Source organism: Kitasatospora sp. NBC_01250, assembly GCF_036226465.1.
Taxonomy (GTDB): Bacteria; Actinomycetota; Actinomycetes; order Streptomycetales; family Streptomycetaceae; genus Kitasatospora.
Map to the genome: position 1 here is coordinate 4535603 of NZ_CP108476.1, position 23432 is coordinate 4559034.

At 72.4% G+C, this 23432-nt stretch carries 17 protein-coding genes; 4 read left to right on the forward strand and 13 right to left on the reverse strand.

The annotated features are described in order from the left end of the window. Positions 1–106 precede the first annotated feature (106 nt). The gene (locus OG500_RS18825) at positions 107–1453 is read right to left on the reverse strand and encodes a radical SAM/SPASM domain-containing protein (RefSeq protein WP_329581768.1); all 1347 of its coding nucleotides are present in this window, start codon (positions 1451–1453) and stop codon (positions 107–109) included. A gap of 467 nt (positions 1454–1920) precedes the next feature. On the opposite strand from OG500_RS18825, the gene OG500_RS18830 reads away from it, so the two are divergent. Further along, complete coding sequence (locus tag OG500_RS18830; RefSeq protein WP_329581770.1) at positions 1921–2646, forward strand: AfsR/SARP family transcriptional regulator; 726 nt, start codon at positions 1921–1923, stop codon at positions 2644–2646. A 320-nt stretch (positions 2647–2966) separates the two neighbouring features. On the opposite strand, the gene serS is transcribed toward OG500_RS18830, so the two are convergent. From serS to OG500_RS18890, 12 genes are all read right to left on the reverse strand, one after another. Beyond that, complete coding sequence (gene serS, locus OG500_RS18835) at positions 2967–4253, reverse strand: serine--tRNA ligase (protein WP_329581772.1); 1287 nt, start codon at positions 4251–4253, stop codon at positions 2967–2969. Then, entirely contained in the window at positions 4246–5889 is a 1644-nt protein-coding gene (locus OG500_RS18840) for an APC family permease (RefSeq protein WP_329581774.1), read from the reverse strand. Before OG500_RS18840 ends, serS begins: the two co-directional genes overlap by 8 nt. A 41-nt stretch (positions 5890–5930) precedes the next feature. Continuing rightward, entirely contained in the window at positions 5931–7151 is a 1221-nt protein-coding gene (locus tag OG500_RS18845; RefSeq protein ID WP_329581776.1) for a beta-ketoacyl-[acyl-carrier-protein] synthase family protein, read from the reverse strand. Further along, the gene (locus tag OG500_RS18850) at positions 7151–7384 is read right to left on the reverse strand and encodes an acyl carrier protein (RefSeq protein ID WP_327067866.1); all 234 of its coding nucleotides are present in this window, start codon (positions 7382–7384) and stop codon (positions 7151–7153) included. The genes OG500_RS18845 and OG500_RS18850 overlap by 1 nt, the downstream gene beginning before the upstream one ends. Positions 7385–7447: 63 nt before the next feature. Then, the gene (locus OG500_RS18855; RefSeq protein WP_329581781.1) at positions 7448–8461 is read right to left on the reverse strand and encodes a beta-ketoacyl-ACP synthase III; all 1014 of its coding nucleotides are present in this window, start codon (positions 8459–8461) and stop codon (positions 7448–7450) included. Continuing rightward, positions 8458–9441 (reverse strand): VlmB-like protein, encoded by a 984-nt coding sequence (locus OG500_RS18860; protein ID WP_327067868.1) that lies wholly within the window; start codon positions 9439–9441, stop codon positions 8458–8460. Before OG500_RS18860 ends, OG500_RS18855 begins: the two co-directional genes overlap by 4 nt. After that, on the reverse strand, positions 9438–10025 hold the full coding sequence (locus OG500_RS18865) for a flavin reductase family protein (RefSeq protein ID WP_329581784.1): 588 nt from the start codon (positions 10023–10025) through the stop codon (positions 9438–9440). The genes OG500_RS18860 and OG500_RS18865 overlap by 4 nt, the downstream gene beginning before the upstream one ends. Then, positions 10022–10633 carry a hypothetical protein gene (locus OG500_RS18870; protein ID WP_329581787.1) on the reverse strand — a complete coding sequence of 204 codons (612 nt, stop codon included), beginning with the start codon at positions 10631–10633 and terminating at the stop codon, positions 10022–10024. Before OG500_RS18870 ends, OG500_RS18865 begins: the two co-directional genes overlap by 4 nt. Before the next feature lie 24 nt (positions 10634–10657). Further along, positions 10658–11140: a type II toxin-antitoxin system RatA family toxin gene (locus OG500_RS18875; protein WP_327067871.1), complete on the reverse strand. Its 483-nt coding sequence runs from the start codon at positions 11138–11140 to the stop codon at positions 10658–10660. Next, the gene (locus tag OG500_RS18880) at positions 11127–12440 is read right to left on the reverse strand and encodes an aspartate aminotransferase family protein (RefSeq protein WP_327067872.1); all 1314 of its coding nucleotides are present in this window, start codon (positions 12438–12440) and stop codon (positions 11127–11129) included. Before OG500_RS18880 ends, OG500_RS18875 begins: the two co-directional genes overlap by 14 nt. 43 nt (positions 12441–12483) lie before the next feature. Continuing rightward, positions 12484–13620 carry an acyl-CoA dehydrogenase family protein gene (locus tag OG500_RS18885; RefSeq protein WP_327067873.1) on the reverse strand — a complete coding sequence of 379 codons (1137 nt, stop codon included), beginning with the start codon at positions 13618–13620 and terminating at the stop codon, positions 12484–12486. Positions 13621–13659: 39 nt separating this feature from the next. Beyond that, positions 13660–15330, reverse strand: a complete 1671-nt coding sequence (locus OG500_RS18890; protein ID WP_327071598.1) for an aldehyde dehydrogenase family protein — start codon at positions 15328–15330, stop codon at positions 13660–13662. Between the two features lie 265 nt (positions 15331–15595). On the opposite strand from OG500_RS18890, the gene OG500_RS18895 reads away from it, so the two are divergent. From OG500_RS18895 to OG500_RS18905, 3 genes are read left to right on the forward strand one after another with little or no spacing between them, the layout of a single operon-like run. After that, a complete protein-coding gene (locus OG500_RS18895; protein ID WP_327067874.1) occupies positions 15596–15943 on the forward strand; it encodes an acyl carrier protein in 348 nt (115 codons plus the stop codon). A gap of 57 nt (positions 15944–16000) precedes the next feature. Next, positions 16001–21760, forward strand: a complete 5760-nt coding sequence (locus tag OG500_RS18900; protein WP_329581792.1) for an SDR family oxidoreductase — start codon at positions 16001–16003, stop codon at positions 21758–21760. A 36-nt stretch (positions 21761–21796) separates the two neighbouring features. Continuing rightward, positions 21797–23383, forward strand: coding sequence for a fatty acid--CoA ligase (locus OG500_RS18905; RefSeq protein ID WP_442789180.1), 1587 nt, complete (start codon positions 21797–21799; stop codon positions 23381–23383). Positions 23384–23432 lie beyond the last annotated feature (49 nt).

Here is a 23432-nt window from a genome sequence, read left to right on the forward strand (position 1 = left end):
CACGCGAGCCTGGCTGATGTGCAGTCATACGACTTGTCCATATGCATTGTTGGGCGTACCCGGCTTCGCACAACCGCTCCTGGTGGAAGCGGCTGCCCGCTGCGGATCAGATCGGCTGCATCTCGTTCAGCTGAGCGGTGACGTCGAAACGTCCCTGCAGGTTCGTCTTGAACGACGGACAGGTGACAGTGCCCTCGCGCCACTGCTTGGGACAGAATCCGCCACAGACGGGAAAGAAAAGGCAGCGGTCGCACGGTGATTCGCCCCCGCGTTCCACGCTGTCGTACCAGTCGTCGAACTCACCCAGCGGCCTGGCCTGCTGGACCGGGTGGGTGTCGACGTGAGCGAGAGCGCGGTTCTGCTCGGCTTCGGGAACCAGCGGATGCTCACTGCAGGAGAAGACGTTGCCGGTGCTGCTGATGATCTCGGCAGAGCGGGTGACAGCGACACACACCGTCTTCTTGGCTTCGCCGGGCAGCGTCTGGAAGCGCAGATCGAGCTCCGTCATCAAGCGCATCCACTCCAGCTCCTGCTCGGCGAACCCCGCGCGGGCGACCTGCAGTTCACTGACATCGTTGCCCCAGGAGTGAACCTCATGGATGCTGAATACGACGCGGTCGTCCGCCATGCCGGCCTCCGCCATGAGGCGTAGGTACTCCTCCACGTAGGCGGCGTTGTCGCGGCTGACGTTGGTGCGCAGGCCGATGGTCAGGCCTTCCAGGCCAGGCTCGCGGAGGACCTGCTGGACCACGCGGACGATGTGCTGGAAGGAGCCCTTGCCGTTCTTCAGGGGGCGGTGCACGTCGTGGATCCGCTGCGGGCCGTCAAGGGTGATCTCGGCGTGGACGACCCTGCACTCGTGGTGCAGAGTGGCCAACCGCTCCATGGTCAGCAGGGAGCCGTTGGTGACGATGTGGGCCTTGTAGTCCACCCCATGCTCGTCGGCGGCCTCGATCAGGGGTCGGGAGAGTTCCCGGATGACCGGGTAGCCGGCCATTGGCTCGCCACCGAACCATCCGATCTCGACCGCCTTGGTGGTGGGCCGGGCGATGCCGGCGGCCACCCGGCGTACGACCGCGTCCCGGTGGTTCGGCTCCAGACGCTTGCGCGTGTGCGCCTGGCCGCAGTAGGTGCAGCCCATGTTGCAGTAGGAAGTCGGCAACAGGGCGTAGGTGAGCTTCGAGCGGTCGGCCGCGGCGGCGCGACGCTCGGCCAGTAGGTCCGAGAGTTCATCGCTCTGCTCGTCGACGAGGGCCTGAGCCGCGGTCAGACCCTCGCGCACCTCGTCGGCCAGAGCAGCGAGGTCACCCTCTCGCAGCAGGCCGACGACCTCAGCCATGACCGGCAGTACCAGCCCCGTGCGCGTCGCGTACAGCAGCTGCCATGCATCGCCGTCGCTGTCCCGGTAGGTGTGGTCGCTGAACGCCACGTATCGACTGACCTTCTGACCCATCGACTCCTCTTTCAGCTGGTCATGCGGAGGGCTGTGGCCGCCCGGGAGGCGACCACAGCCCCTCAACAGCGCTACTGACCAGGGTCAGCCGCAGATGAAGTTGCCCGCGTTGCCCTTGGCAGTGTTGCTGGTCTTCGCGGTGGCCAGAGCCTTCTTCATGGCGTTCCCCTCTCATTGGATGCGGCGCGAACTGCGACCGCGGAGATCACTCTGCCCGGCCCGCGTCTCGCCATCGTCGCCTTGCCGTCTCCCCAGCGTCTCCGCGGTGTCGCCACATCACCTCTACACAAGTCGCCTCGGACTGGCTACTGCTGACTGCTCATTCGCTCCAAAGCACCGCATATCGGCACAACACACAAGAGAGATTGCGCAAAAAATCTTGCCGACCTAGGCATAGTCCGTGCACCGTAGTACTTTCGGCACGTTCGGTGACGGGGTTTCATCGGCACTCAACGGAGGTTCCACTGGTGCGCATCTCGCTGTCCCTACTCCCAAGCTTCAGCTGTCGCAGCGGCCTCGACGTCCACACGATCAGTCCCGCCGGACAACGGATCCTCGCCGCTGCCGCGCTGGAGGACGGGCCGATCAGCCGCGACGTCCTCACCACCAGGTTGTGGCCCGACCTGACAGCCAGCCGTGCATCCGCCCGACTGCGGCAGGGCTTGTGGCGGCTGAACAGGAGTGTTCCTGGGGGCGGGCTGCTGACAGTGAGTTCCACGTCCGTTGCGCTCGCCGACGATGTCCATCTCGACTACCGGGCGGCCACCGACCTGTACGACACATGGGCCTGCCAGGGCATCCCCCACGGCGAGTTGCGCAAATCAGCGCGGCCCTGGTGCAGCTACTTCAAACATCCCCTGCTCGCCGGCTGGGACGAGGAATGGCTCACCCCGGGCCAGGAGCAGTGGGATACCCGTCGACTGCGCGCCCTCGAAGATCTCTCCAGGGCCTGCCTCGACGCCGGCGAACTTCTCCTGGCCACCGAGGTCGCCGACACTGCGGCCGAGGTCGATCCCTTGCGCGAAGGCCCGCGCAGAATCGCCATCGAGGCGATGGTGCGAGCCGGAGAGATCGCCACCGCCCACCGCCGCTACCAGCAGTTCGAACAGCAACTGGATGACGAACTCGGCATCAGGCCCAGCCCCGCCACCAGCGCGCTCCTTCGGACCCCGGCGCGTCTCGTGGCGGTGTGAGCCCGCAGACCCGCCCTCGCTCCCAGGTGCAACGGCGTCCCCGCGCCCGACGACACATCACAGAGACAACGGAAGCAGCCATGAAGAACGCACTCGCTGTAGCAAAGAGCCACACCTCCCGCGATACCAAGGTGTCGAACCTCGCCTGCGGATAGACGCTCAACACGGGCTTCGCTTCCCGGGCTGTACCACTGCAGACCCGAGGAGCTGCTCACTGGGAACACTGCTGGCCATTGCCCGTGCCTGACCTTCAGCAGCAGGGCCCAGCCGGATCTCCCCCGGCCGGGCCCTGCTGCTGTGCGCGATCCCTGGTCCTTCTCCTAGTCCGTCGAGGTGCCGCCGCCCGGGAGCAGGCGGCGGAAGCCGGTGTAGAGGATCAGCGCGTCCGGCAGGAGCACCGAGCCGTCCTCCTGGAGGCCCTGCTCCAGGAGGGCTGCGACGGTGCGGCCGATCGGGAGGGCGGAGCCGTTGAGGGTGGCGGCGGGGCCCTTGCGGCCGTCCGGGGTCTTGTAGCGGATGCCGGCCCGGCGGGCCTGGAAGGTGCCGCAGTCGGAGACCGAGGAGATCTCGCGGTAGGAGTCGCTGCCGGGCAGCCAGACCTCGATGTCGTAGGTGACCCGGGCCGAGAAGCCCAGGTCGCCGGCGGGCAACTGGACGACGCGGTAGCTGAGTTCGAGCAGCTTCAGGCACTGCTCGGCGTGCCCCACCATCAGCTCGAACTGGTGCGGCGCGTCCTCGGGGGCGCAGATCCGGACCAGCTCGACCTTCTCGAACTGGTGCAGCCGCAGCACCCCGCGGGTGTCGCGGCCGTATGCGCCGGCCTCCGCGCGGAAGCAGGGGGTGCGGGCGGTGAAGGCCTGCGGCAGCTCGCGGCTGTCCAGGGTCTGGCCGGCCACCATGTTGGTCAGCGGCACCTCGGCGGTGGGGATGAGGAAGAGCTCGCGACCGCCGACCGAGGTCGCGAACAGGTCCTCCTCGAACTTGGGCAGCTGGCCGGTGCCGGTCATCGTCTCCCGGTTCACCAGGTAGGGCACCGCGTACTCGGTGTAGCCCTGCTCCTGGGTGTGCAGGTCCAGGAAGAAGTCCGACAGGGCCCGTTCCAGGCGGGCCCCGGCGCCGCGGCTGAGGTGGAACCGGGCGCCGGAGAGCCGGGCGGCCGTCTTGGTGTCGAAGATGCCGAGGTCCTCGCCGATGTCGGCGTGGTGGCGTGGTGTCACGCCGGGGGTGCGGACGGTCGGGCCGATCCGCCGCAGTTCCACCGCCTCCTTCTCGGAGTCGCCGTCGGGCACCGAGTCCAGCGGGATGTTCGGGATCCCGAGCGCGAGTTCCTCGAACTCCTCCTCGGCAGTGCGGACTTCGGCCTCGGCCAGCTGGGTGCGGGCGCGCAGTTCGCGGGCCGCCTCCTTGGCCTCCTCGGTCGGCGGGCCGGCCTTGCGGGCCCGCGCCGCGGCGTTGGCCTCGGCGCGCAGCCCGTCGACCACGCCCTGGGCCTCGGCCCGGCGCCGGTAGGCGGCGGCGAAGGCCTCGCGGTCGAAGGCGAACCTGCGGCGGGCCAGGCGGCGCACCGCCTCCGGGTCCCTCTCGATCAGCTCGCGCGGATCATGCATGGCGTTCTCCGGAATCACCGTGGGACATGGACAGGACCGCGCCCGCCGCGACCGCCGCCGCCAGGTCGGCGTCGACATCGATCGCGGGCGCTTGGACAGCAGCAGGGACGGGAGCAGGAGCGGGGACAGCAGCAGGAGCGGGGACGGGAGCAGGAGCGGGGACAGCAACAGGAGCTGCGACCGGCGCGGTCACCAGGTGCGCCGTGCCCAGCCGCTGGTACGTCGCGCGGCGGGCCGAGCGCAGCCAGGCGGCGGCCAGCAGGCCGAACACCACCACGGCGACCACCAGCCACGGCAGGTCGGCCACCAGCACGTTGGTCGAACCGGTCAGCATGCTGAAGTTGCCCACCACCAGCCACACCGAGGCGACCAGCCCGGCGAAGCCGAGCAGCGGGATGACCGCCTCGCGCAGCCAGCTCCCGCCGCGGGCGCCGCCGCGCAGCCGCGCCACCACCACCGACAGCGCGGCCACCGCCTGGAGCACCACGATGCCCAGCGTGCCCAGGCCCAGCATGCTGGTGGTCATCGAGGTGTACGGGTTGAGCCCGGCCAGCGCGAAGACGGCGGCCACCACCACGGTCAGCACGGTCTGCACCACGCTGGCGCGGTGCGGCGAGGCGAACTTCGGGTGCTGCTCGGCCAGTCCGGCCGGGAGCAGCCCGTCGGCCGCCAGCACCTGGGCGTAGCGGTTGGCGGCGCTGTGCAGCGCGAGGGTGGCGGCGAACAGGCTGGTGCAGAGCATCACCTGCAGGCAGGTGCCGCCGACCGTGCCGAGGTAGCTGTTGCCGAGGTCGAAGAAGAGGTTGCCCAGCTCGTTGCCGGCCACCTCCTTGAGCTTGCCGGTGCCGACCGCGCCCACCGCCAGCCAGCTGGTCAGCGCGTAGAAGCCGGCGATCAGCAGCACCGCGCCGTAGGTGGCGCGCGGCACGCTGCGCTGCGGGTCCTTGGCCTCCTTGCCGTACAGGGCGGCCGACTCGAAGCCGATGAACGAGACGAACGCGAACATCAGCGCCACACCGGTGCCCGGGCCGGTCATGCTGTGCTCGGAGAACGAGGAGGCCGGCAGCGCGTGGGTGCCGTGCTTGACCAGGATCGCGATGTCCAGCGCGAACAGGATCCCGATCTCGCCGAGCATCAGCAGGGCCAGCAGCCTGGCGCTGGCCCCGATCTCGCGGTAGCCGAAGACGGCCACCAGCGCGATCCCCACCGCGGCGCACCACTCCCAGGGCAGGTTGAGGCCGTGCTGGGCCAGGATGATCTGGGTGAAGTAGCCCAGCGCGCCGGCCAGTCCGATGGTGGCGCAGTTGTAGGAGAGCAGGGCGAGGTATCCGGTCGCCACCGCCGGCGGCCGGCCGAGGTCGGCCGCCGTGGAGGCGTAGAAGCCGCCCGAGCCGCCCGTGCGGCGGGCGCTGACCGCGTACCCCACCGAGAAGCAGAGCAGGGTGATGCCGGCGAAGGCGAAGGCCGCCGGCACCCCCGCCCCGTTCCCGAAGGCGAACGCCAGCGGCACCGTGCCGACCATGGCCGACAGCGGTGCCGCCGCGGCGACGATGAGGAAGAGGATGTGACGGGTGGTCAGCCGGCCGGCCGGAGCGGCCGGGGCCTCCGGCCGGCGGGTGGGTCTGTTGTCGGGCATGGCAGCTCCAGGAGGAGGGGCGGGGGTGGGCCGGGGGAGGGTCAGGCGGGTGCGATGGCGAGCACGGTGTTCTGCCCGCCGAAACCGCAGGAGTTGCTCAGCGCCAGGTCGATCGGCATGTGGGAGAGGTTCTGCGCCAGCTTGATGTCGATGCGCGGGTCGGGCAGGAAGAGGTTGGCGGTGGGCGGCACCGTCTCCCGTTCCACGCTCAGCACCGAGAACGCCGCCTCCACCGCCCCGGCCGCACCCAGCAGGTGGCCGGTGACGCCCTTGGTGGAGGTGACCAGCGGGCTGCCGGTGAGCACCCGGTACATCATCCGGGCCTCGGCCAGGTCGTTGAGCGGGGTGGAGGTGCCGTGCGCGTTGACGTGCTGCACGTCCTCGGGGTCCGCGCCCGCGTCGGCCAGGGCCGCGCGGACGGCCGCCTCGATGCCGGCGCCGTCGGGGTGGGGGGAGGTGATGTGGTGCGCGTCGGCGGTGGCGCCGTAGCCGATGATCCGGCCGCGGACGCGTGCGCGACGGGCCCGGGCGTCGGCGATGCGCTCCATCACCAGGATCCCGGCGCCCTCGCCGGCCACGAAGCCGTCCCGGTCCGCGTCGAAGGGGCGCGAGGCGGTGGCCGGGTCGTCCTGGCGCTTGGAGAGCGCGCCCATCTGGGCGAACCCGGCCATCACCAGGGGGGTGATCATGGCTTCGCTGCCGCCGGCCAGCACCACGTCGCAGCGGTTGAGGGCGAGCAGGTCCCGGGCCGTGCCGATGGCGGTGGCGCCGGAGGCGCAGGCGGTGGCGACCACCAGGTTGGGCCCGGTGGCGCCGAACTCGATGGCGGTCTGACCCGCCAGCATGTTGGGCAGCTGCTTGGGCAGCAGCAGCGGGGAGACCCGCTCCGAGCCCTGCTCGCGCAGGACCTGGTGCTGCTGCTCGACCGTGCCCGGGCCGCCGTCCGCGCAGCCGAGGACCACCCCGACCCGCGCCCCGTCCCAGGTGGCGGGGTCGAGGCCGGCGTCGGCGATGGCCTCCCGGGCGGCGACCAGGGCGAACTGTACGAACCTGTCGAGGCGGTGGGCCCGGCGGGCATTCAGCAGGCGCTCGGGATCGAAGTCGGGCACCCGGCACGAGATCCGCACCGGGTTGCCTTCCAGAGCCGGATCGAGCGCGGCGGGGGAACGGCCCCCGCACACGCTCGCCCAGCTCGCTTCGACACCCACGCCGCCTGGTGTGACCAGCCCCAGACCGGTGACCGCGATGTCGATGCCGGCCATCAGACCTTCGCGCTCCGCTCCTCCATGAGTCGCACCATGTCGGCGACGGTCTCGGCCTCCAGCAGTTCGTCGTCGCTGATGTCGAGGCCGAACTCGGCCTTCAGCAGGAGCGACAGCTCCACCACGGCCAGCGAGTCGAGCTCGATGTCCTCGCGGGTGGCCTCCGGGGTGATGGCCTCGGGCGAGATCTTGAGGGTGTCGACCAGGATTTCCCTGAACTGGTCCAGCTGCATGGCAGTTCCCTTTCGTTGACGCGGATGGGTGGAACCTGTGGTGGGGTGAGGTGTGGGGTGGGGTCAGGTGGCGGCGACCTCGGGCCAGACGAGGGTGGTCGCGCCCCAGGAGAGCCCGCCGCCGAAGGCGGTGAGCAGGACCTTGTGACCGGCCCGCAGGCCGCCGTCGGCGGCGGCCTCGGCAAGCAGCACGGGGATGGAGGCGGCCCCCGTGTTGCCGACGTGGGCGATGTTGCTCAGCCGCCGGTCCTCGGGGATCCCCAGCCGGTCGGCGACCGAGCCGAGGATCCGGGCGTTGGCCTGGTGGGCCACGAAGCGGTCGACCTCGTCCAGCCGCCAGCCGGCCGCCTCGGCGGCCTGGGTGGAGACGCTGGTCATCCGCTCGACCGCATGGCGGTAGGTCTCCCGGCCCACCATGCGGAAGTACTCGTCCCCGGGCGCGGCGGGGCGGCCCGAGGAGCGCTGTCGGGAACCGCCGGCCGGCACCTCGATCAGGTGGCTCGACTCGCCGTCGCTGCCCAGGATCTGCCGGCCGATCGCGCCGGGTTCGCCGGCCTCGCCGGCCCGCAGCAGCACCGCCCCCGCACCGTCCGCGAAGATCACCGCGGTGGTGCGGTCCTCGGGGTTGATGATCGTGGTGAAGGCGTCCGCCGCGATCAGCAGCACCCGCTCGGCGAGGCCCGAGGCGATCAGCCCCTCGGCGCTGGCGAGCCCGAACAGGAAGCCCGAGCAGACCGCGGCCACGTCGAAGGCGGGCACGTGGCCCAGGCCCAGGCGGGCCGCGACCTGCGGCGCGGTGGCCGGACAGGGCTGGTCCGGGGTGGTGGTGGCGAGCACCACCGCGTCCACCCGGTCGTCGCCCGCCGACTTCAGCGCCCGCCAGCCCGCCTCGACCGCCAGGTCGGAGGTGGCGGTGCCGGGCGTGACCACGTGCCGGGTGGCGATGCCGGTGCGGCTGCGGATCCACTCGTCGGAGGTGTCCAGCCTGCGCGACAGGTCCTCGTTGGTGACCACCTGGGGCGGCAGGTACGCCCCGAGCCCGGCGAGTACCGCGGCGGGGCCACGGCGAGGGGTCACCGGTCGGCCCCCGGTGAGGCGAGGACTTCCACCGGCAGGCCCATGTAGGCCATCCGGGCCTCGGCCATCTCGTCGGTCCACCGCTCGGCCATGTCGTAGCGCTGGTCCGGCGTGGTGTCGAGCAGGCGCACGCCGGGCCACACCTCGTAGTCGCCGATCAGGTCGGCGTGCTGCGCCATGCCCTTCTGGAACAGCTCCTCGCGGTGGATCACGAACTCCCGGTCGGGCACCTCGTCCCAGAGCTCGACGCCGGCCCGCAGGATCTCCAGCAGCCGGGGCCGGTACTCGGGGTGGCGGGCGACGTGGTCGCGCAGGATGGTGCTGGCCACGGTGAGGTGGCGGATCTCGTCGATCGCGGTGCCGCGGGAGATCTCCCCGGTGGCGGGCGACAGCGGGGTCCACTTGCGCTCGCTCAGCTCGGCGGCGGGGGCCAGCACGCCCTCGATGACAATGGCGAACACCGCGACGCCGCCGGGGAAGTCGGCCTTGTCCCGGACGATGTCGAGGGTGAAGTCGACGACCGGCTCCAGCACCCGGGCCCGGTAGTCGGCGGCCATCTCGTCGATGTCGCGCAGCAGCGTCGCGGCCGGCTGCCCCAGCTCCACCAGGTGGTTGCGGAACACCCGGGCGTGCCGTGCCTCGTCGATCAACTGGGTGGCGTAGAACTCCAGTTCCGGAACCCCGGGGGCGATGGCGACGTAGTGGCCGAGCAGCCGGGTGGCGATCTCCTCGGACAGGCCGCGGAAGCCGAACTCCAGCACCAGCGCGTCGCGCAGCGGGCCGGGCTCCTTGAGGAAGTCCGGCACCACCGCGTCGCGGTGGTGGCCGGTCTCGCCGCGGTCGCGGAGCGTGCCCTGCGCCACCGAGGTGAACCAGTAGGCGAGGTTGCACTCCTCGGGGCCGAGGGTGAGTTCCTTCGCGCCGTCGAGCAGGCCGGGAGCCGTGTCCCAGCCGGCCTCGGGCGCCACGAAGTGGTTCATGGTGTGGATGTCTCCTTCGATGTCAGGACCGGCTGCAGGGACCCGGCGAACAGGGCGCCGGAGTAGCTGAGGAGCGGGGAGTCCTCGACGGCGGTGGCGTGCACCACCCGGCCGAGCAGCACCAGGCTGTCGCCCAGCGGGAGGGTGCCGTGCACCCGGCAGACGTAGTGGGCCAGCGCGCCGGCCAGCAGCGGGGCGCCCGCGTAGGGGGCGGGGGACCACCGGAGGCCGGCGAACTGCCCGCCGCCGTCCGGGCGCCTGCTCGCGAACCGCTGGGCCAGGTCGGCCTGCTGGGCGCCGAGCACGTTGACCGCGAACCGGCCCTCCTCCCCGGCCAGTTGGGCGAAGGAGGAGCCGACCCGCAGGCAGACCCCGAGCAGCAGCGGGTCCTTGGAGATCAGGGTGACCGTGCTGGCCGTGGTGCCGTGCAGGTGGCCGTCCCGGTTGACGGTGAGCACCGACACCGGGGAGGCCAGATGGTACAGGGCCCGGCGGCGCTCGGCCGGGTCCTGCCGGGCCGGGCGCCGGGCGGCCGGCGCCGGGCCGTCCACCGGCGCGAGGGTACTGGCGGCTGCGGCGCTCATCGCACCGGTTCCCGTTGCGCGCCCGACCGGCTGCCGACCGGCTGCGCGGCGGCCGGCCTCGGCGTGGCCGTGGGGGTGGCCGTAGCAGTGGCCGTGGCGGTGACCCTGGCGGGGACGTGCCCCACCGGCACCGGACCGTCACCGTGGTGCCCGACCGGCTTGGGGTGCGCGACCCCGAGGTCGTCCAGCAGTCGCAGGTAGCCGCTCTGGCGCACCGGCTCGAAGGGGAGCGCGAAGGACTTCATGAAGTTGCCGAACAGCCCCCGGTCCCCGAAGAGGTGGAACGGCAGCACCAGTAACGCCCACTCCGGCTTCACCAGCAGGCACCACAGCGCGGCCACCGCGCCCTGGGTGATGAGGCTGTGCATCACGTTGTAGGCCACGTAGTAGCCCTTGTGGACGGGCCGCCCGCCGCTGCGCTTGAAGGCGAGGGCGCCCGGGATGTAGCCGATCAGGTCGATGTACAGGAACAGCGCGACCGCGGGCAGCCAGCGCACCTGGTCGAGGTGGGCGATCAGCAGGCCGGTGGTGACGGCGAAGGCGACCAGGTACTCCGCGCGGTGCAGGGAGTAGGTCCTCGGCGTCTCGAAGGGATTTGCCTGATCCATCATCAGCTCCTGGTGGGCGACCGGCTACACGGCGGCAGCGGCGGGAGTGGTCAGTTCGATGCCCCCGACCACCTCGGTGTCCGGGTAGAGCCCGGTCAGCGCCCAGGCCACGGTCTCCTTGATGACCCGCTCGGCGATCGGGTCGAGGATGCCCTCCAGGCTCGGGATGCCGAAGTCGAAGTCCGCCTCGAAGGTCACCCGGACGTCGTCGCCCTCCTGGGCCAGCGTCCAGGCACCGGTGAAGCTGTCGAAGTCGCCGTCGGTCTGCTCGAAGCTGATCCGGTTGCCCGCCAGGTCGAAGACGTCGTCCTCGGTCCAGCGCAACAGGCCGCTGCGGAAGTGCAGTTCCCAGCTGGAGGAGCCGACCGGCGCTGGCAGCGTCGCGTGCACCTCGGTCGCCTTCACGTGCGGGGCGAGCTCCGGGTACCGCTCCCAGCGGCGCACGGCGTCCAGCACCGCCGCGGCCTCCTGCCCGGGGACAAGGGCGATCAGTTCAACGTGCCGCACTTTTGGTACCGCCTTCCGGCATAGTGGCCGCGCCCCGGACCAGGTCGCGGGTGGCCAGATCGAAGGAGTTGAGCAGGAACGCCACGTCGGTGGCGCTGAGCACGGCGGGCGGCGTGAACCGCACCACCGAGCTGCCGTTCATGGAGTGGTTGGCCACCACGCCGTGGTTGAACAGCTCGATCAGCAGTTCGCCGGCCAGGCCCGCCTCGATCAGCTCCAGGCCGATCAGGGTGCCCTGGCCGCGCACGTCCACCACCAGGTCGGGGATGTTGCGGTGGGCGATCTCGGCGATCCGCGGCAGCAGTTCGGCGCCCAGGCGGGCCGACCTGGCGACCAGGTCCTCCTCGTGCATGGCGCGGATGGCGCCCTGCACGGCCGCCATCAGCACCGGCTGGCCGGAGAAGGTGGCGGTGTGGACGTAGGGGTCCTTGTCGAAGGGCTTGAAGGCCTTGCGGGTGGCGACCGCGGCCGAGACCGGCAGCACCCCGCCGCCCAGCGCCTTGCCGGTCAGCAGCACGTCGGGGACCACGCCCTCGGCGTCGGCGCCCCACCAGGTGCCGAGCCGGCCGAAGCCGGTCTGCACCTCGTCCAGGATCAGGAACCCGCCGTACTGGCGGACCAGTTCCTCCACCTTCTTCAGGTAGCCGGCCGGCGGGATGATGACCCCGCCCTCGCCCTGGACCGGCTCCAGGATCACGCAGACCTCGCCGGGGTGGGCGGCCAGCTCGGCCTCCAGCGCGTCGGCGTCCCCGAACGGCAGGTGGAGGAAGTCCGGCACCAGCGGGCGGAACGGGGCCTGGTAGACCTCCTTGGCGGTGGCCGACAGCGCGCCCATGGTCTTGCCGTGGTAGCCGCCCTTCATCGAGACGGTGCGGCGGAACCCGCCCGCCCGGGCCAGCTTGAGGCCGGTCTCCACCGCCTCGGCGCCGGAGAGCGCGAAGTGCACCCGGTCCAGCCCCGGCGGCATGACCGAGACCAGCGCCTCGGCCGCCCGCGCCACGGTGGGCTCCAGCAGGATGCGGGTGGCGGTGGGGTGGGTGCGCAGCTGGCGCTCCACCTCCTCCATCACGATCGGGTGGCGGGCGCCCATGATGAACACGCCGTAGCCGCCGGCGTTCAGGAAGCGCTCGCCGTCGCTGGTGGTGAGCCAGGCGCCCTCGGACGCCGTCTCCATGTGGCTGCCGAAGAGCTCGGCGAGGGTGGCGCGGCCCTTGCTCAGATGGGCCCGGTAGAGCCCCAGGATCTTCTCTTCGGTATCGGCCGGGGCGGCGGCCGGGGCGGTCTCCTGCAGTACGGTCACGAGGTACTCACTCCAAGGAAGCGTGGGGGTGTGCGGGGTCGGCTCAGGCCAGCACCAGGGCCTCGCCCCGGAAGTAGCGCAGCAGCGGATCGCTGGCGGCGGCCCGGGCCGGCGGGTGGAAGGCGAGCGCCTGGACCGCCGCCGCGGCCGCGGTGTGGTCGTTCGAGCGGATGAAGTCCAGCCCGCCCAGCAGCTCCAGGGCCCGCGCGGCGATCCGCGGCAGCATCCGCTGCACCGAGTACCGGGCGACCAGGCTGCGGGCCACCGCGTCGTCGTCGGGGAACGGGCCGATGCCGCGGGCGGCGCTCTCCAGCAGCGTCAGGACCGCCTCCAGCTCGATGGCGAGGTCGGTCCGCTCCAGCGCGCCGCCGCGCTCGCGGTGGATCACCTGCTCGACCAGGGCGGCGGCGGCACCGGCGTAGCCGGCGCTGATCAGCGTCTCGAACCAGACGAAGCCGGCCGTCTGCAGGTCGTCCAGCCGGCGCGGGTCGTCGGCGCCGGCCCGCACCACCATGTCCTCGGGGACGTACACGTCCGCGAGCCGCACCTCGTCGCTCTCGGCGCCGGCCAGCAGCTCGTTGCCCCAGAAGCGGTGCACGCTCAGGCCCGGCGCCGTGGCGGGCACCAGGGCCAGCGCCAGCTCGGCGGGGCCCTCGTCGTTGTAGACCGCGATGCTGGCGGTCAGCAGGTTCATCGACGCCGACAGGCTGCACGGCTTCTTCGAGCCCGAGAGCAGGTAGCCGCCCCGCACCGGCCGCGCGGTGACCGCCGGGGTGAGGATGTTCTGCTGGGTCCGGCCCTCGGCCCAGCCCGAGGCCAGCAGCTGCTGGTCCTGGACGACCCGGCGCAGCAGGTTCAGCTGGGCGTCGGTGAGCCGCTCGGAGCGGCCGGCCAGCGAGTAGAGCATGGCGACGGTGAAGTGGTGCATGGTCACCGCGGCGGCCAGCGAGGGCGAGATCGCGCCCAGCGCCTGCTGGACCAACAGCGCGTCCAGCGGGTCGGCGCCGTGGCCGCCGTACTCGGCGGGCACCAGCAGGCCCACTCCGCCGTAGACCCGGAACAGGTCGATCACCGGGCTGCCGGGCTTCTCCCGCTCGGCGAACGGGATGCTCTCCAACTCCTTGAGCAGGCCCGGGTGGTACCGCTCACAGACGGCCCGGGCGGCGTCGAGGGAACGCAACGGATTACCTCCGATCGATGGTGGACGGGACGACCGCGCTCAGCCGCCGAAGACCGCCCGGTACGGGCTCACGCCGCGCGCGATGCTGACGCCCTGGACGTGCGAGGTCTTGAGCATGGGGTAGTTGGCCTCGCCGAAGGCGCCACCGGTGCGCCCGGTGCCGCCGTGGCTCGGGAGGTAGGGCAGGAACCCGATGTGCGAGTCGTTGACCTTCAGCAGGCCGCCGTTGACCACCCGGCGCACGAAGGTGTCGATCACCTCGTCCGAGCCCGCCCAGAGCGAGTTGCGCAGGCCGTAGTCGTTGCTGTTGACGAAGCCGAGGAAGGCCTCCAGCAGCGCGTCGTCGCCGTCGGCCTCCGGCACGATGATCGGGATGAGCGGGAAGAAGGTCTCCTCGCGCACCACGTCGAAGCTGCGGGCGTCCTTGAGGCCGGAGACCTTCACCACGGTCGGCTGCAGGAAGACGCCGGTGTCGGAGACCGTGCCGTCCACCTCCATCCGGTTGCCGCCGCACAGCAGTTCGGCGCCGTTGCCCAGCGCCTGGCGCAGCAGGCGGAAGAAGCGCTCGCTGCGGCGCACCGGGGAGAGCAGCACGTCCTCCTCCTCGGGCAGGCCCGGCTTGACGCTCTTGACCTGCTCGCAGACCTCGGCGATCAGCGCGTCGGCCACCGCCGGGTGGACCAGCACGTAGTTCGGCACCATGCAGATCTGGCCCGAGCCGTAGAAGGACTCGGTGATGGCCTCGGCCGCGTACTTCACGTCGGCGTCGGACCACACCACGATGCCGTCGTTGCCGGCCAGCTCCAGGATCGGCTTGGTGCCGTTGGCCACGCAGTCCTGCTCGAACTTCAGGCCCTCCTGGCTGCCGCCGATGTAGAAGATGTCGTCCATCAGCGGGTCGGCGACCCAACGGTCCAGCGTCTGCTTGGGGTTGGAGCAGATCGCGTTGAGCACGCCGGGCGGCGCGTCGAGCTCCTCCAGCAGCGGGGCGACCACGTCGCGCAGCAGCCACATGGTGCTCAGGGCGATGCTGCGCGGGGCGCGCACCACGACCGCGTTGCCGGCCATCATCGCGAGGACGGAGAGGGCGGCGCTGGGCAGCGGCGCGTTCTGCGGCGGGTTGAAGCCGACCACGCCGTCGGGCTGGCGGTGCAGGATCAGCTTGCGGTCGCCGTAGTCCTTCTCGACCCGCATCTGCTTGGTGTACCAGCGCAGGCTGCCGGGGGCGTAGATCTGCAGCAGGCAGCTGAGCTCCCAGCGGGCCAGCTTCACCGGGTGCGACTCGGCGACCAGCATCTCCAGGAACTCGTCCTGGCGGGCGATGAGTTCCTCGCGGAACCGGGTGCCGAGCTTCATCCGGTGCTCCAGCGGGACCGCGGCCCAGCGCGGCGCCGCGGCGGCCGCCGCCTGGGTGGCCCAGTCGATGGCGGCGTCGTTCGCGACGGCGCAGCGCCCCACCACATAGGGGTGGAGGGCGACCTCGGACTCCGGGTCCTGCTCCAGGGTGCGCTTGAGGCTCACGCTGGTGAACACGTCCTCCAGCAGGGACTTGCCGCTGACGGTGTAGACCCAGCCGTCGCCCGGGACGTCCTTGCCCCCGATGAGGAGGTCATAACTCTTCAGTTGCTTGACGGATTCGGCCCGGCCGGCCGTCCCGGTTGATCGGGAGTACGCCTCGGCGTTTCCCTCCTGTACAGTTCCGCGAAGCATCATCAGCCTTTCCGAGTGGGGTTCCGGAATAGTTCCGTCGCACGGTGGAACCTGGGCGCGGGTGCCTGCTGCAGATCCGGAGAACATGCTTTCGGGCGATTTGATGGTCGCAATCGGATCTGACTCGTTGCTGACGCCCTGCTGATCCTGCGCCACCCGCGCCGACCGCGCCGACTGCCCGGCGAGCAGCCCCAACATGCCTCTGACGTACGGAAATCGAACGCGTCAGCGATACCTCAGTCCCGCGTCAGCACCGACGGCTTGGATGATCCGCACACCGGTCCGCCATTCGCTGTCCCTGGATTGGGGCTCTGCCATGAAAACCGAGAACTCGGCGCCGCTCGACCTGCGCGGGCTGTCCCCGCTGGAAATACGCGAGGAAGTCGAGACCGTCGTCCAGCAGATGTTCCGGGAATACCTGCTGATGTCCGAGCACGAGGACCTTCCGCAGGAGACGAGCTATTTCGACCTCGGCCTCACCTCGCTGCGGCTGAGCGAGATCCGCGAGCGCCTGGAGACCCGGCTCGGCCTCGCGATCAACGCGAACGTACTCTTCAACGAGCCCACGGTCGAGCGCCTGGTCGAGCACCTCACCGACGCGCTCGCCGGCTGAGACCGACCGGCACCTGCCGCCGAGCACCGAACCCCCATCCGAAAGGTAGGACCAGGCATGCCGCCTGTGGCAGCGAAGACCGATGTGACGCACCCGCAGCCGCCGGAACCGATCGCCATCGTCGGTGTCGGTCTGCGCTTCCCGGGTGGCAGCAACTCGCTCGACGAGTTCGAGGCTTTCCTGCGGGAGGGGCGTTCCGGCATCGGCCCGCTGCCGCAGGACCGTTGGGACGTCCCGGCGTTCACGCCGCAGAGCCCGGAGGACAAGGGCAAGATCCACACCACCGGCGGCGGGTTCCTGGACCACGTCGACCGCTTCGACGCCGCCTTCTTCAACATCTCGCCGAAGGAGGCCCAGTACATGGACCCCCAGCAGCGGATGCTGCTGGAGACGGCCTGGCAGGCGCTGGAGCACGCGGGCATCGACCCGACCCCGCTGCGCCGCGGCGACGGCGGCGTGTACGTCGGCGCCAGCTCGATCGACTACGCCCTGGAGCTGGACTCGCTGCCGTACACCGAGCTGGACGGCCACCTCGCCTCGGGCATCACCATGTTCCCGCTCTCCGGCCGGATCTCGTACTTCCTGGGCTGGCGCGGCCCGAGCATGAGCATCGACACCGCCTGCTCCTCCTCGCTGGTGGCGCTGCACCTGGCCGCCCAGGGCCTGCGCGCCGGCGAGTGCGAGATCGCGCTGTGCGGCGGCGTGAACGCCGTGCACCACCCGCGCATCCCGGTGATGTTCTCCAACGCCAACATGCTTTCGCCCGACGGCCGTTGCAAGACCTTCGACGAGTCCGCCGACGGCTACGCGCGCGCCGAGGGCTGCGGGGTGCTGGTCCTCAAGCGGCTGTCGGACGCGCTGCGGGACGGCAACCGGATCCACGCCGTGGTCCGCGGCACCGCGGTCGGCCAGGACGGCGACAGCGCCGGCCTGACCGTCCCCAACGGCCCGGCCCAGGAGAAGGTGATCCGCGCCGCGCTGGCCGCCGCCCACCTGGAGCCGGCCGACATCCAGTACGTGGAGGCGCACGGCACCGGCACGCCGCTGGGCGACCCGATCGAGTTCGGCGCCATCGGCGACGCCTTCGCCGACTCGCACACCAGCGCCGCCCCGCTGCTGGTCGGCTCGGTGAAGACCAACCTGGGCCACATGGAGCCCGCCTCCGGTCTGGTCGGCGTCATCAAGGCGCTGCTGCAGATCCGCTCGGCGACGATCTTCCCGCACCTCAACCTGACCACCCCCTCCGGCCGCATCCCCTGGGACCTCTACCCGATCCGGGTGCCCACCGCGTGCGAGCCGTGGCAGGCCCCGGTGCGGCGCGCCGTCGTCAACAGCTTCGGCTTCGCCGGCACGATCGGCGCCGTCGTCCTGGAGCAGGCCCCGCAGCCGGCCGCGGACGAGCAGGGCGCCGCCGGGCAGGCGCAGTCGCCCGCCGCGAACCTCTTCACCCTCTCCGCCAAGAGCGCCGCCGCACTGCGCGACCAGGCCGCCGCCTACCGGCTGCTGCTCGCCGAGCGCCCCGACGTGCCGCTCGACGCGCTCTGCCGCACCGGCCACACCGACCGCACCCACTTCCCCTACCGGGTGGCCGGACTGGTCGCCGACCACGCCGCCCTGGACAAGCTGCTGGAGCGCACCCAGCAGGCCGAGCACGAGGGGCCGGCCGGCCTGCGCAAGATCGCCTTCCTGTTCAGCGGCCAGGGCTCGCAGTACCCGGGCATGGGCGCCGCGCTCTACCGGCGCCACGCGCTCTTCCGCGAGCTGGTCGACCGCTGCGACGAGCTGTTCCAGCCCCATCTGGGCCGCTCGGTCCGCGAGTTGCTGCTCGGCACCGCCCCCGACCCGGAGGCGCTGAACCGCACCGAGCTGACCCAGCCGGCCCTGTTCACCCTGGAGTACGCCCTCGCGCAGCTCTGGATCGACTGGGGCGCCAAGCCCAGCGTGCTGATCGGCCACAGCATCGGCGAGGTGGTCGCCGCCGCGGTCTCCGGCGTGCTCGACCTGCCCGACGCGGTGGCCCTGGTCGCCGCCCGCGCCCGGCTGATGCAGGCGGTCACCGCCGCGGGCGGCATGCTGGCCGTCAGCGCGCCGGCCGAGCAGGTCGAACCGCTGCTGGCCGACCACCCCGACCTGGCCATGGCAGCCGTCAACTCGCCCGAGCAGTGCGTCATATCGGGCGCCGTGGCGCCGCTGGAGCAGGTCGCCGAGGTGCTGCGCGAGCGCGGCGTGCGGACCGACCGGCTGGCCGTCTCGCACGCCTTCCACTCACCGCTGATGACGGAGGTCTACGAGGACTTCCGCACCGCCCTGAAGGACATCACCTTCCACGAGCCGACCATCACCGTGGTCTCCAACCTCACCGGCCGCCCCGCGCGGTTCGCCGAGATCGGCACCCCGGAGTACTGGGTGCGGCACATCGGCGAGCCGGTGCGCTTCCTGGCGGGCATCCGGGCGGTGGCCAAGCGCGGTCGCCACGCGATGATCGAGATCGGCCCCTCGGCGGCGCTCACCGCCCTCGCCCAGCGCTGCCTCGATGCGGCCGAGCACCTGTGGCTGCCCAGCCTGCGGCGGCGCGACAAGGAGGGCACCGCCGTGCTGGACGCGCTGTGCGCCTACTACACCGCCGGCCTGCCGCTCTCCTTCGACCGGCTGCACGAGGGGACCGTGGCCCCCGCCCGGATCCCGCTGCCCACCTACGCCTTCCAGCGCAAGCGCTACTGGCTGCCCTCCCCCGGCCCGCGCCGCGCCGCCGCCACCGGCGCCGCCGCCCACCACCCGCTGCTCGGCACCCGGGTGGACCAGCAACAGCAGGACGGCACCGTGGAGTTCGCCGCCGACCTGGTCCTCGACGACCTCGGCGCGCTCGCCGACCTGGCCACCGAGGACGGCGGCCTGGCCCTGCCCGCCGCCGCCCACCTCGACCTGCTGCTCGCGCTCCAGGACGCCGTGGAGGGCCACACCCGCGGCGCCGTCGAGGAGTTGCGGCTGCACGCACCGCTGGTGCTGGAGGCCGAGAACCCCGTCACCGTGCGCACCCGGCTGCGGCGCCGCCCGGACGGCAGCGCCGAGGTCGAGGTGGTCACCGTCGTCGACGGCGCGGACCGCGTCCACGCCACCGCCCGGATCGCCCCCGACGCCCCCATCGCCACCGCCACCGCCACCGCCTGGCCGGCGCCGGACGAGCTGGGCGCCGCCGTGCTGCGGATCGACGAGGAGGACCTGCACACCGACCTCGCCTCGGTCGGCCACCCGCACGGCCCGCGGATCCGCCGGCTGCTGGAGGTCACCCGGCACGAGGACGGCCTGCTCAGCGCGCGGGTGCGCGGCAAGGACAGCACCGCCGTCGAGCAGCTGCCCGCCGAACTGCTGCACGCCGCCCTGCTCTCCGGCGTCGTCCTGCACCCCGAGGGCCCGGTGCTCCAGCCGCGCGCGATCGGCGGCCTGACCCTGCACCGCAAGCCGCGCGGCGGCGAGCTGCTGGTCCTCTCCCGGGTCACCACCGAGGCGGGCCGCCACCGCGCGGACCTGCTGCTGCTGGAGGACGGGCGGCCGGTCGCCGAGCTGCGCGGGGTCGAGCTGGAGCGTCCCGAGGGCCGCGCCGGAGCACGCAGCTTCCTGCACCGGCCGCTCTGGCTGCGCCGGGTCCTGCCGCCCGCCGCCGGCCCCACCGCCCGGCACGTCGTGCTGCTCGACCGCGAGCGCGCGCACGCCTCCCGGGCGCTCGACGGCTTCCGGGCCGCCGCCGGAGCGGAGGTCACGGTGACCCGGTGCGCGGATACGGCCGGCCTGGCCGAGGCGCTGCGCGAACCCGCCGTCACCGACGTCTGCTGGGTCTGGCGCCCGCAGCACGACAGCGTCCCCTCGCTGGAGCGGCTGCGCGCCGAGTGCGAGGCCAACTACCGCGACCTGCTCGCGCTGCCCGCCGCGTTGGCCGGCGCCGCGGCCCGCCGCCCACCGCGGCTGTGGCTGGTCACCGAGGGCGCCACGCTGCTGCCGGGCGATCCGCAGGGCACCGGCGGACACCTGGCCGCCGCCACCCTGTGGGGCTTCGGCCGGGTGCTGCTCAGCGAGTACCCGCAGTACCGGGTGACGCTGGTGGACCTGGACCCCGCGCTGGACGCCGCCCTGGACCCCGCACCGCAGACCGGGTCGGACCCGGCCGGCCCGCTCGCGCCGCTGGCCGCCGAGCTGGCCGCGCAGCCCGCCGGCGAGCACCAGGTGGCGCTGCGCGCCGGCCGCCGCTACGTGCGCCGACTGGTCGCCGGCGACACCGCCGCCCCCGCCTCGGGCGAGGTCGAGCTGCGCGCCCCGGCCACCGGGGACCTGTCCGACCTGGCGCTCGAACACACCGACGTGGACGCCCCAAGCGGCGACCAGCTGCGGGTCGAGGTCACCGCCGTCGCCCTGACGGCCGAGGACGCCGCGGTGGCGCTGGACACCGCGCGGGCCGAGAGCGGCGAGCGCGGACCGGTGCTCGGCTCGCTCGCCCGCGGCATCGTGCGGGCCGCGGGCCCGCAGGCGGACCACGCCCCGGGCACCGAGGTCCTGGTGCGCTGGGACGGCGCCTTCCGCAGCACCCTGCTCGTGCCCTGCGCCGCCGTCGAGCCCGCCGCCCTGCCGGCCGGGGCCGAGACCTACCTGCCCGAGGAGACCGGCGAGGCGCTGCGCACCGCGGCGCGCGGCACGACGGCCTGGGTGGACCTCACCGGCCTGCGCCCCGCGCCCGCGGACGGCACCGCCGTCACCGTCCGCCCCGACCGCAACTACCTGGTGACCGGTGGCCTCGGCGGCCTCGGCCTGGTCACCGCCGCGAAGCTGGTCGACCTCGGCGCCCGGCAGCTGACCCTGGTCAGCCGCAGCGGCCGGCCCACCGAGGAGGCCGCCGCGGTGCTGGCCGCGCTCGCCGAGCGGGCCGAGGTCGAGGTGGTGCGGGCCGACGTGAGCCGCCGCGAGGACGTCGAGCGGCTGACCGCCCTGCTGCGCACCGCGGCCCACCCGCTGGGCGGCATCGTGCACGCGGCCGGTTCCTTCGACAAGACCCTGATCGCCGACCTGACCTGGGAGGCGTTCGAGGAGCAGCTGGCGGCCAAGGCCTACGGCGGCTGGCTGCTGCACGAGGCCGCGGCGTCCTTCCCGGAGCTCGCGTTCTTCACCTCGTACTCCTCCATCGCCGCCGTGCTCGGCGGCGCCACCCAGGGCCACTACGCCGCCGCCGGCGCCGCGCTCGACAGCCTCGCCGAGTGGCGGGTGCGGCAGGGCCTGCCGGGCCTGTCCGTCAACTGGGCGGCCTGGGCGCGGGTCGGCATGTCGGCCCGGCTGGAGGAGCACCTGATCGCGGAGATCGAGCGCAGCGGCGTCCGGTTCTTCTCCCCCACCCGGGCGCTGGCCACCCTGGCCCGGCTCTGGGACGGGCCGCGCACCCAGCGGCTGGTCGGCGAGTTCGACTGGGACCGCTATATGGTCGGCGGCGTGGAGGACGCCCTCTACGACCGCCTGGCCCGCCAGGGCCAGGCGGCGGACGGCAGCTTCGAGCCGCAGGCCCTGGCGGCCCTGCCCAAGCCCGAACGTCTGGCCCTGATCGACCAGTTGGTGCGGGAGAAGGTCGCCGACGTGCTGCACCTGGAGGAGGGCGACGAACTCTCGCCGAACGCCGAGTTCCTCTCGCTCGGGCTGGACTCGCTGATGGCCCAGACCGTCAAGACCGGCCTGGAGAGCGCCTTCCGACTGCCGCTGCCCGCCTCCCTGACGTACGACCACCCCACGGTGCGTCAGCTCAGCGCCTTCCTGGAGGAGCAGCTCGCCCCGGCCGCCGCCTGAGCAGTCCGCCAGCGCCGCGGCCGACACCTTCGACACATGCGGAGACAGACAGTGGAAGACACCCAGACGTGGACGCTGGTCCACACCTCGCGCGGGCACGCCGATGCCCGGCCCGAGCGAGCCGCGATCGTCTGCGAGGACCGGACCACCAGCTATGGGCAGTTGCACCGGGAGAGCAACCGGGCCGCCCACGCCCTGCTCGCGGCGGGGGTGCGGCGCGGCGACCGGGTGGCCTACCTGGGCCGCGAGTCGGAGTACTACTACCTGGCGCTGCTGGCGGGCGCCAAGGCGGGGGCGGTGACGGTGCCGGTCAACTGGCGCCTGACCGCTCCCGAGGTGGAGCACATCGTGCGCGACTCCGGCGCCGTCCTGGCCTACGTGGACGCCGAGTTCGCCGCCGCCCTGGAGTCGGTCCGCCCCCAGCTGCCCGGCCTGCGGACCGTGGTGGTGCTGGACGGCACCGGCCCCGGGGGCGCGGCGGACCGCGGCGCGGGCCTGCGCGCCTGGTACGCCGCAGCGCCCGACACCGACCTCGACCCGGGCACCGGTCCCGAGGACGCGGTGGTGCAGATCTATACCAGCGGCACCACCGGCCTGCCCAAGGGCGCGGTGCTCGCCCACCGCAGCTTCTTCACCCTGCCGGCGGCGATGCGCGAGCACGGCGTGGACTGGATCGACTGGCGGGCCGAGGACGTCAGCCTGATCTCGCTGCCCGGCTTCGGCATCGCCGGCATCGGCTGGTTCATGCACGGCTTCAACGCCGGTGCGGTCAACGTGGTGATGCCGCAGTTCATCCCGCAGGAGGCGGTGCGGCTGATCCGCGAGCAGCGGGTCACCATCACCTTCGCCGCCCCGGCCATGCTGCAGATGCTGATGGCCGAACGGGAGGCGGGGCCGGTCTCCTTCGCCTCGCTGCGCAAGATCGCCTACGGCGCGGCGCCGATGTCGGAGCTGCTGCTGCAGGAGTGCCTGGCGGCCTTCGGCTGCGAGTTCACCCAGATCTACGCCAGCACCGAGACCGGCAGCGTGGCGGTCTGCCTGCCGCCCGAGGACCACCGCCCGGGCGTCGGGCGGCTGCGCTCGGTGGGCCGGCCCTGCCCGGGCAACGAGGTCAAGGTGATCGGCCCGGACGGCGAGGAGCTGCCGCCCGGCCGGATCGGGCAGATCTGCATCCGCACCCCCTCCCGGATGCTCGGCTACTGGAACCTGCCCGAGGCGACGGCGCGGACCCTGGTGGGCGACTGGCTGCACATGGGCGACGCCGGCTACCTGGACGTGGCCGGGTACGTCTACCTGTGCGACCGGATGAACGACACCATCATCGTGGCCGGCCAGAACATCTACCCGGTCGAGGTGGAGATGGAGCTGGGCAACCACCCGGCGGTGGCCGACGCCGCCGTGGTGGGCCTGCCCGACACCCGCTGGGGCGAGAGCGTGCACGCCTGCGTGGTGCTGCGCCCCGGCCACACCGCCACCGCGCGCGAGCTGATGCTGTCGCTGCGCGGCCGGCTGGCCGACTACAAGATCCCCACCGGCTACCACATCGTCGACGAGCTGCCGCGCAATCCCTCCGGCAAGGTGCTGCGCCGCACCGTCCGTGAGGGCCTGCAGAAAGCCGTTTGAAGGCAACGTTTCTGACGCATCATCAGCCCTTCCACGATCGGAGACCGTC

Excerpts from the sequence above, each read along its gene's own strand:
- OG500_RS18825 (WP_329581768.1), bottom strand. The coding sequence starts at position 1,453 with ATGGGTCAGAAGGTCAGTCGATACGTGGCGTTCAGCGACCACACCTAC.
- serS (WP_329581772.1), bottom strand. The coding sequence starts at position 4,253 with ATGCATGATCCGCGCGAGCTGATCGAGAGGGACCCGGAGGCGGTGCGC.
- OG500_RS18840 (WP_329581774.1), bottom strand. The coding sequence starts at position 5,889 with ATGCCCGACAACAGACCCACCCGCCGGCCGGAGGCCCCGGCCGCTCCG.
- OG500_RS18845 (WP_329581776.1), bottom strand. The coding sequence starts at position 7,151 with ATGGCCGGCATCGACATCGCGGTCACCGGTCTGGGGCTGGTCACACCA.
- OG500_RS18850 (WP_327067866.1), bottom strand. The coding sequence starts at position 7,384 with ATGCAGCTGGACCAGTTCAGGGAAATCCTGGTCGACACCCTCAAGATC.
- OG500_RS18860 (WP_327067868.1), bottom strand. The coding sequence starts at position 9,441 with ATGAACCACTTCGTGGCGCCCGAGGCCGGCTGGGACACGGCTCCCGGC.
- OG500_RS18865 (WP_329581784.1), bottom strand. The coding sequence starts at position 10,025 with ATGAGCGCCGCAGCCGCCAGTACCCTCGCGCCGGTGGACGGCCCGGCG.
- OG500_RS18870 (WP_329581787.1), bottom strand. The coding sequence starts at position 10,633 with ATGGATCAGGCAAATCCCTTCGAGACGCCGAGGACCTACTCCCTGCAC.
- OG500_RS18890 (WP_327071598.1), bottom strand. The coding sequence starts at position 15,330 with ATGCTTCGCGGAACTGTACAGGAGGGAAACGCCGAGGCGTACTCCCGA.
- OG500_RS18895 (WP_327067874.1), top strand. The coding sequence starts at position 15,596 with ATGATCCGCACACCGGTCCGCCATTCGCTGTCCCTGGATTGGGGCTCT.
- OG500_RS18900 (WP_329581792.1), top strand. The coding sequence starts at position 16,001 with ATGCCGCCTGTGGCAGCGAAGACCGATGTGACGCACCCGCAGCCGCCG.
- OG500_RS18905 (WP_442789180.1), top strand. The coding sequence starts at position 21,797 with ATGCGGAGACAGACAGTGGAAGACACCCAGACGTGGACGCTGGTCCAC.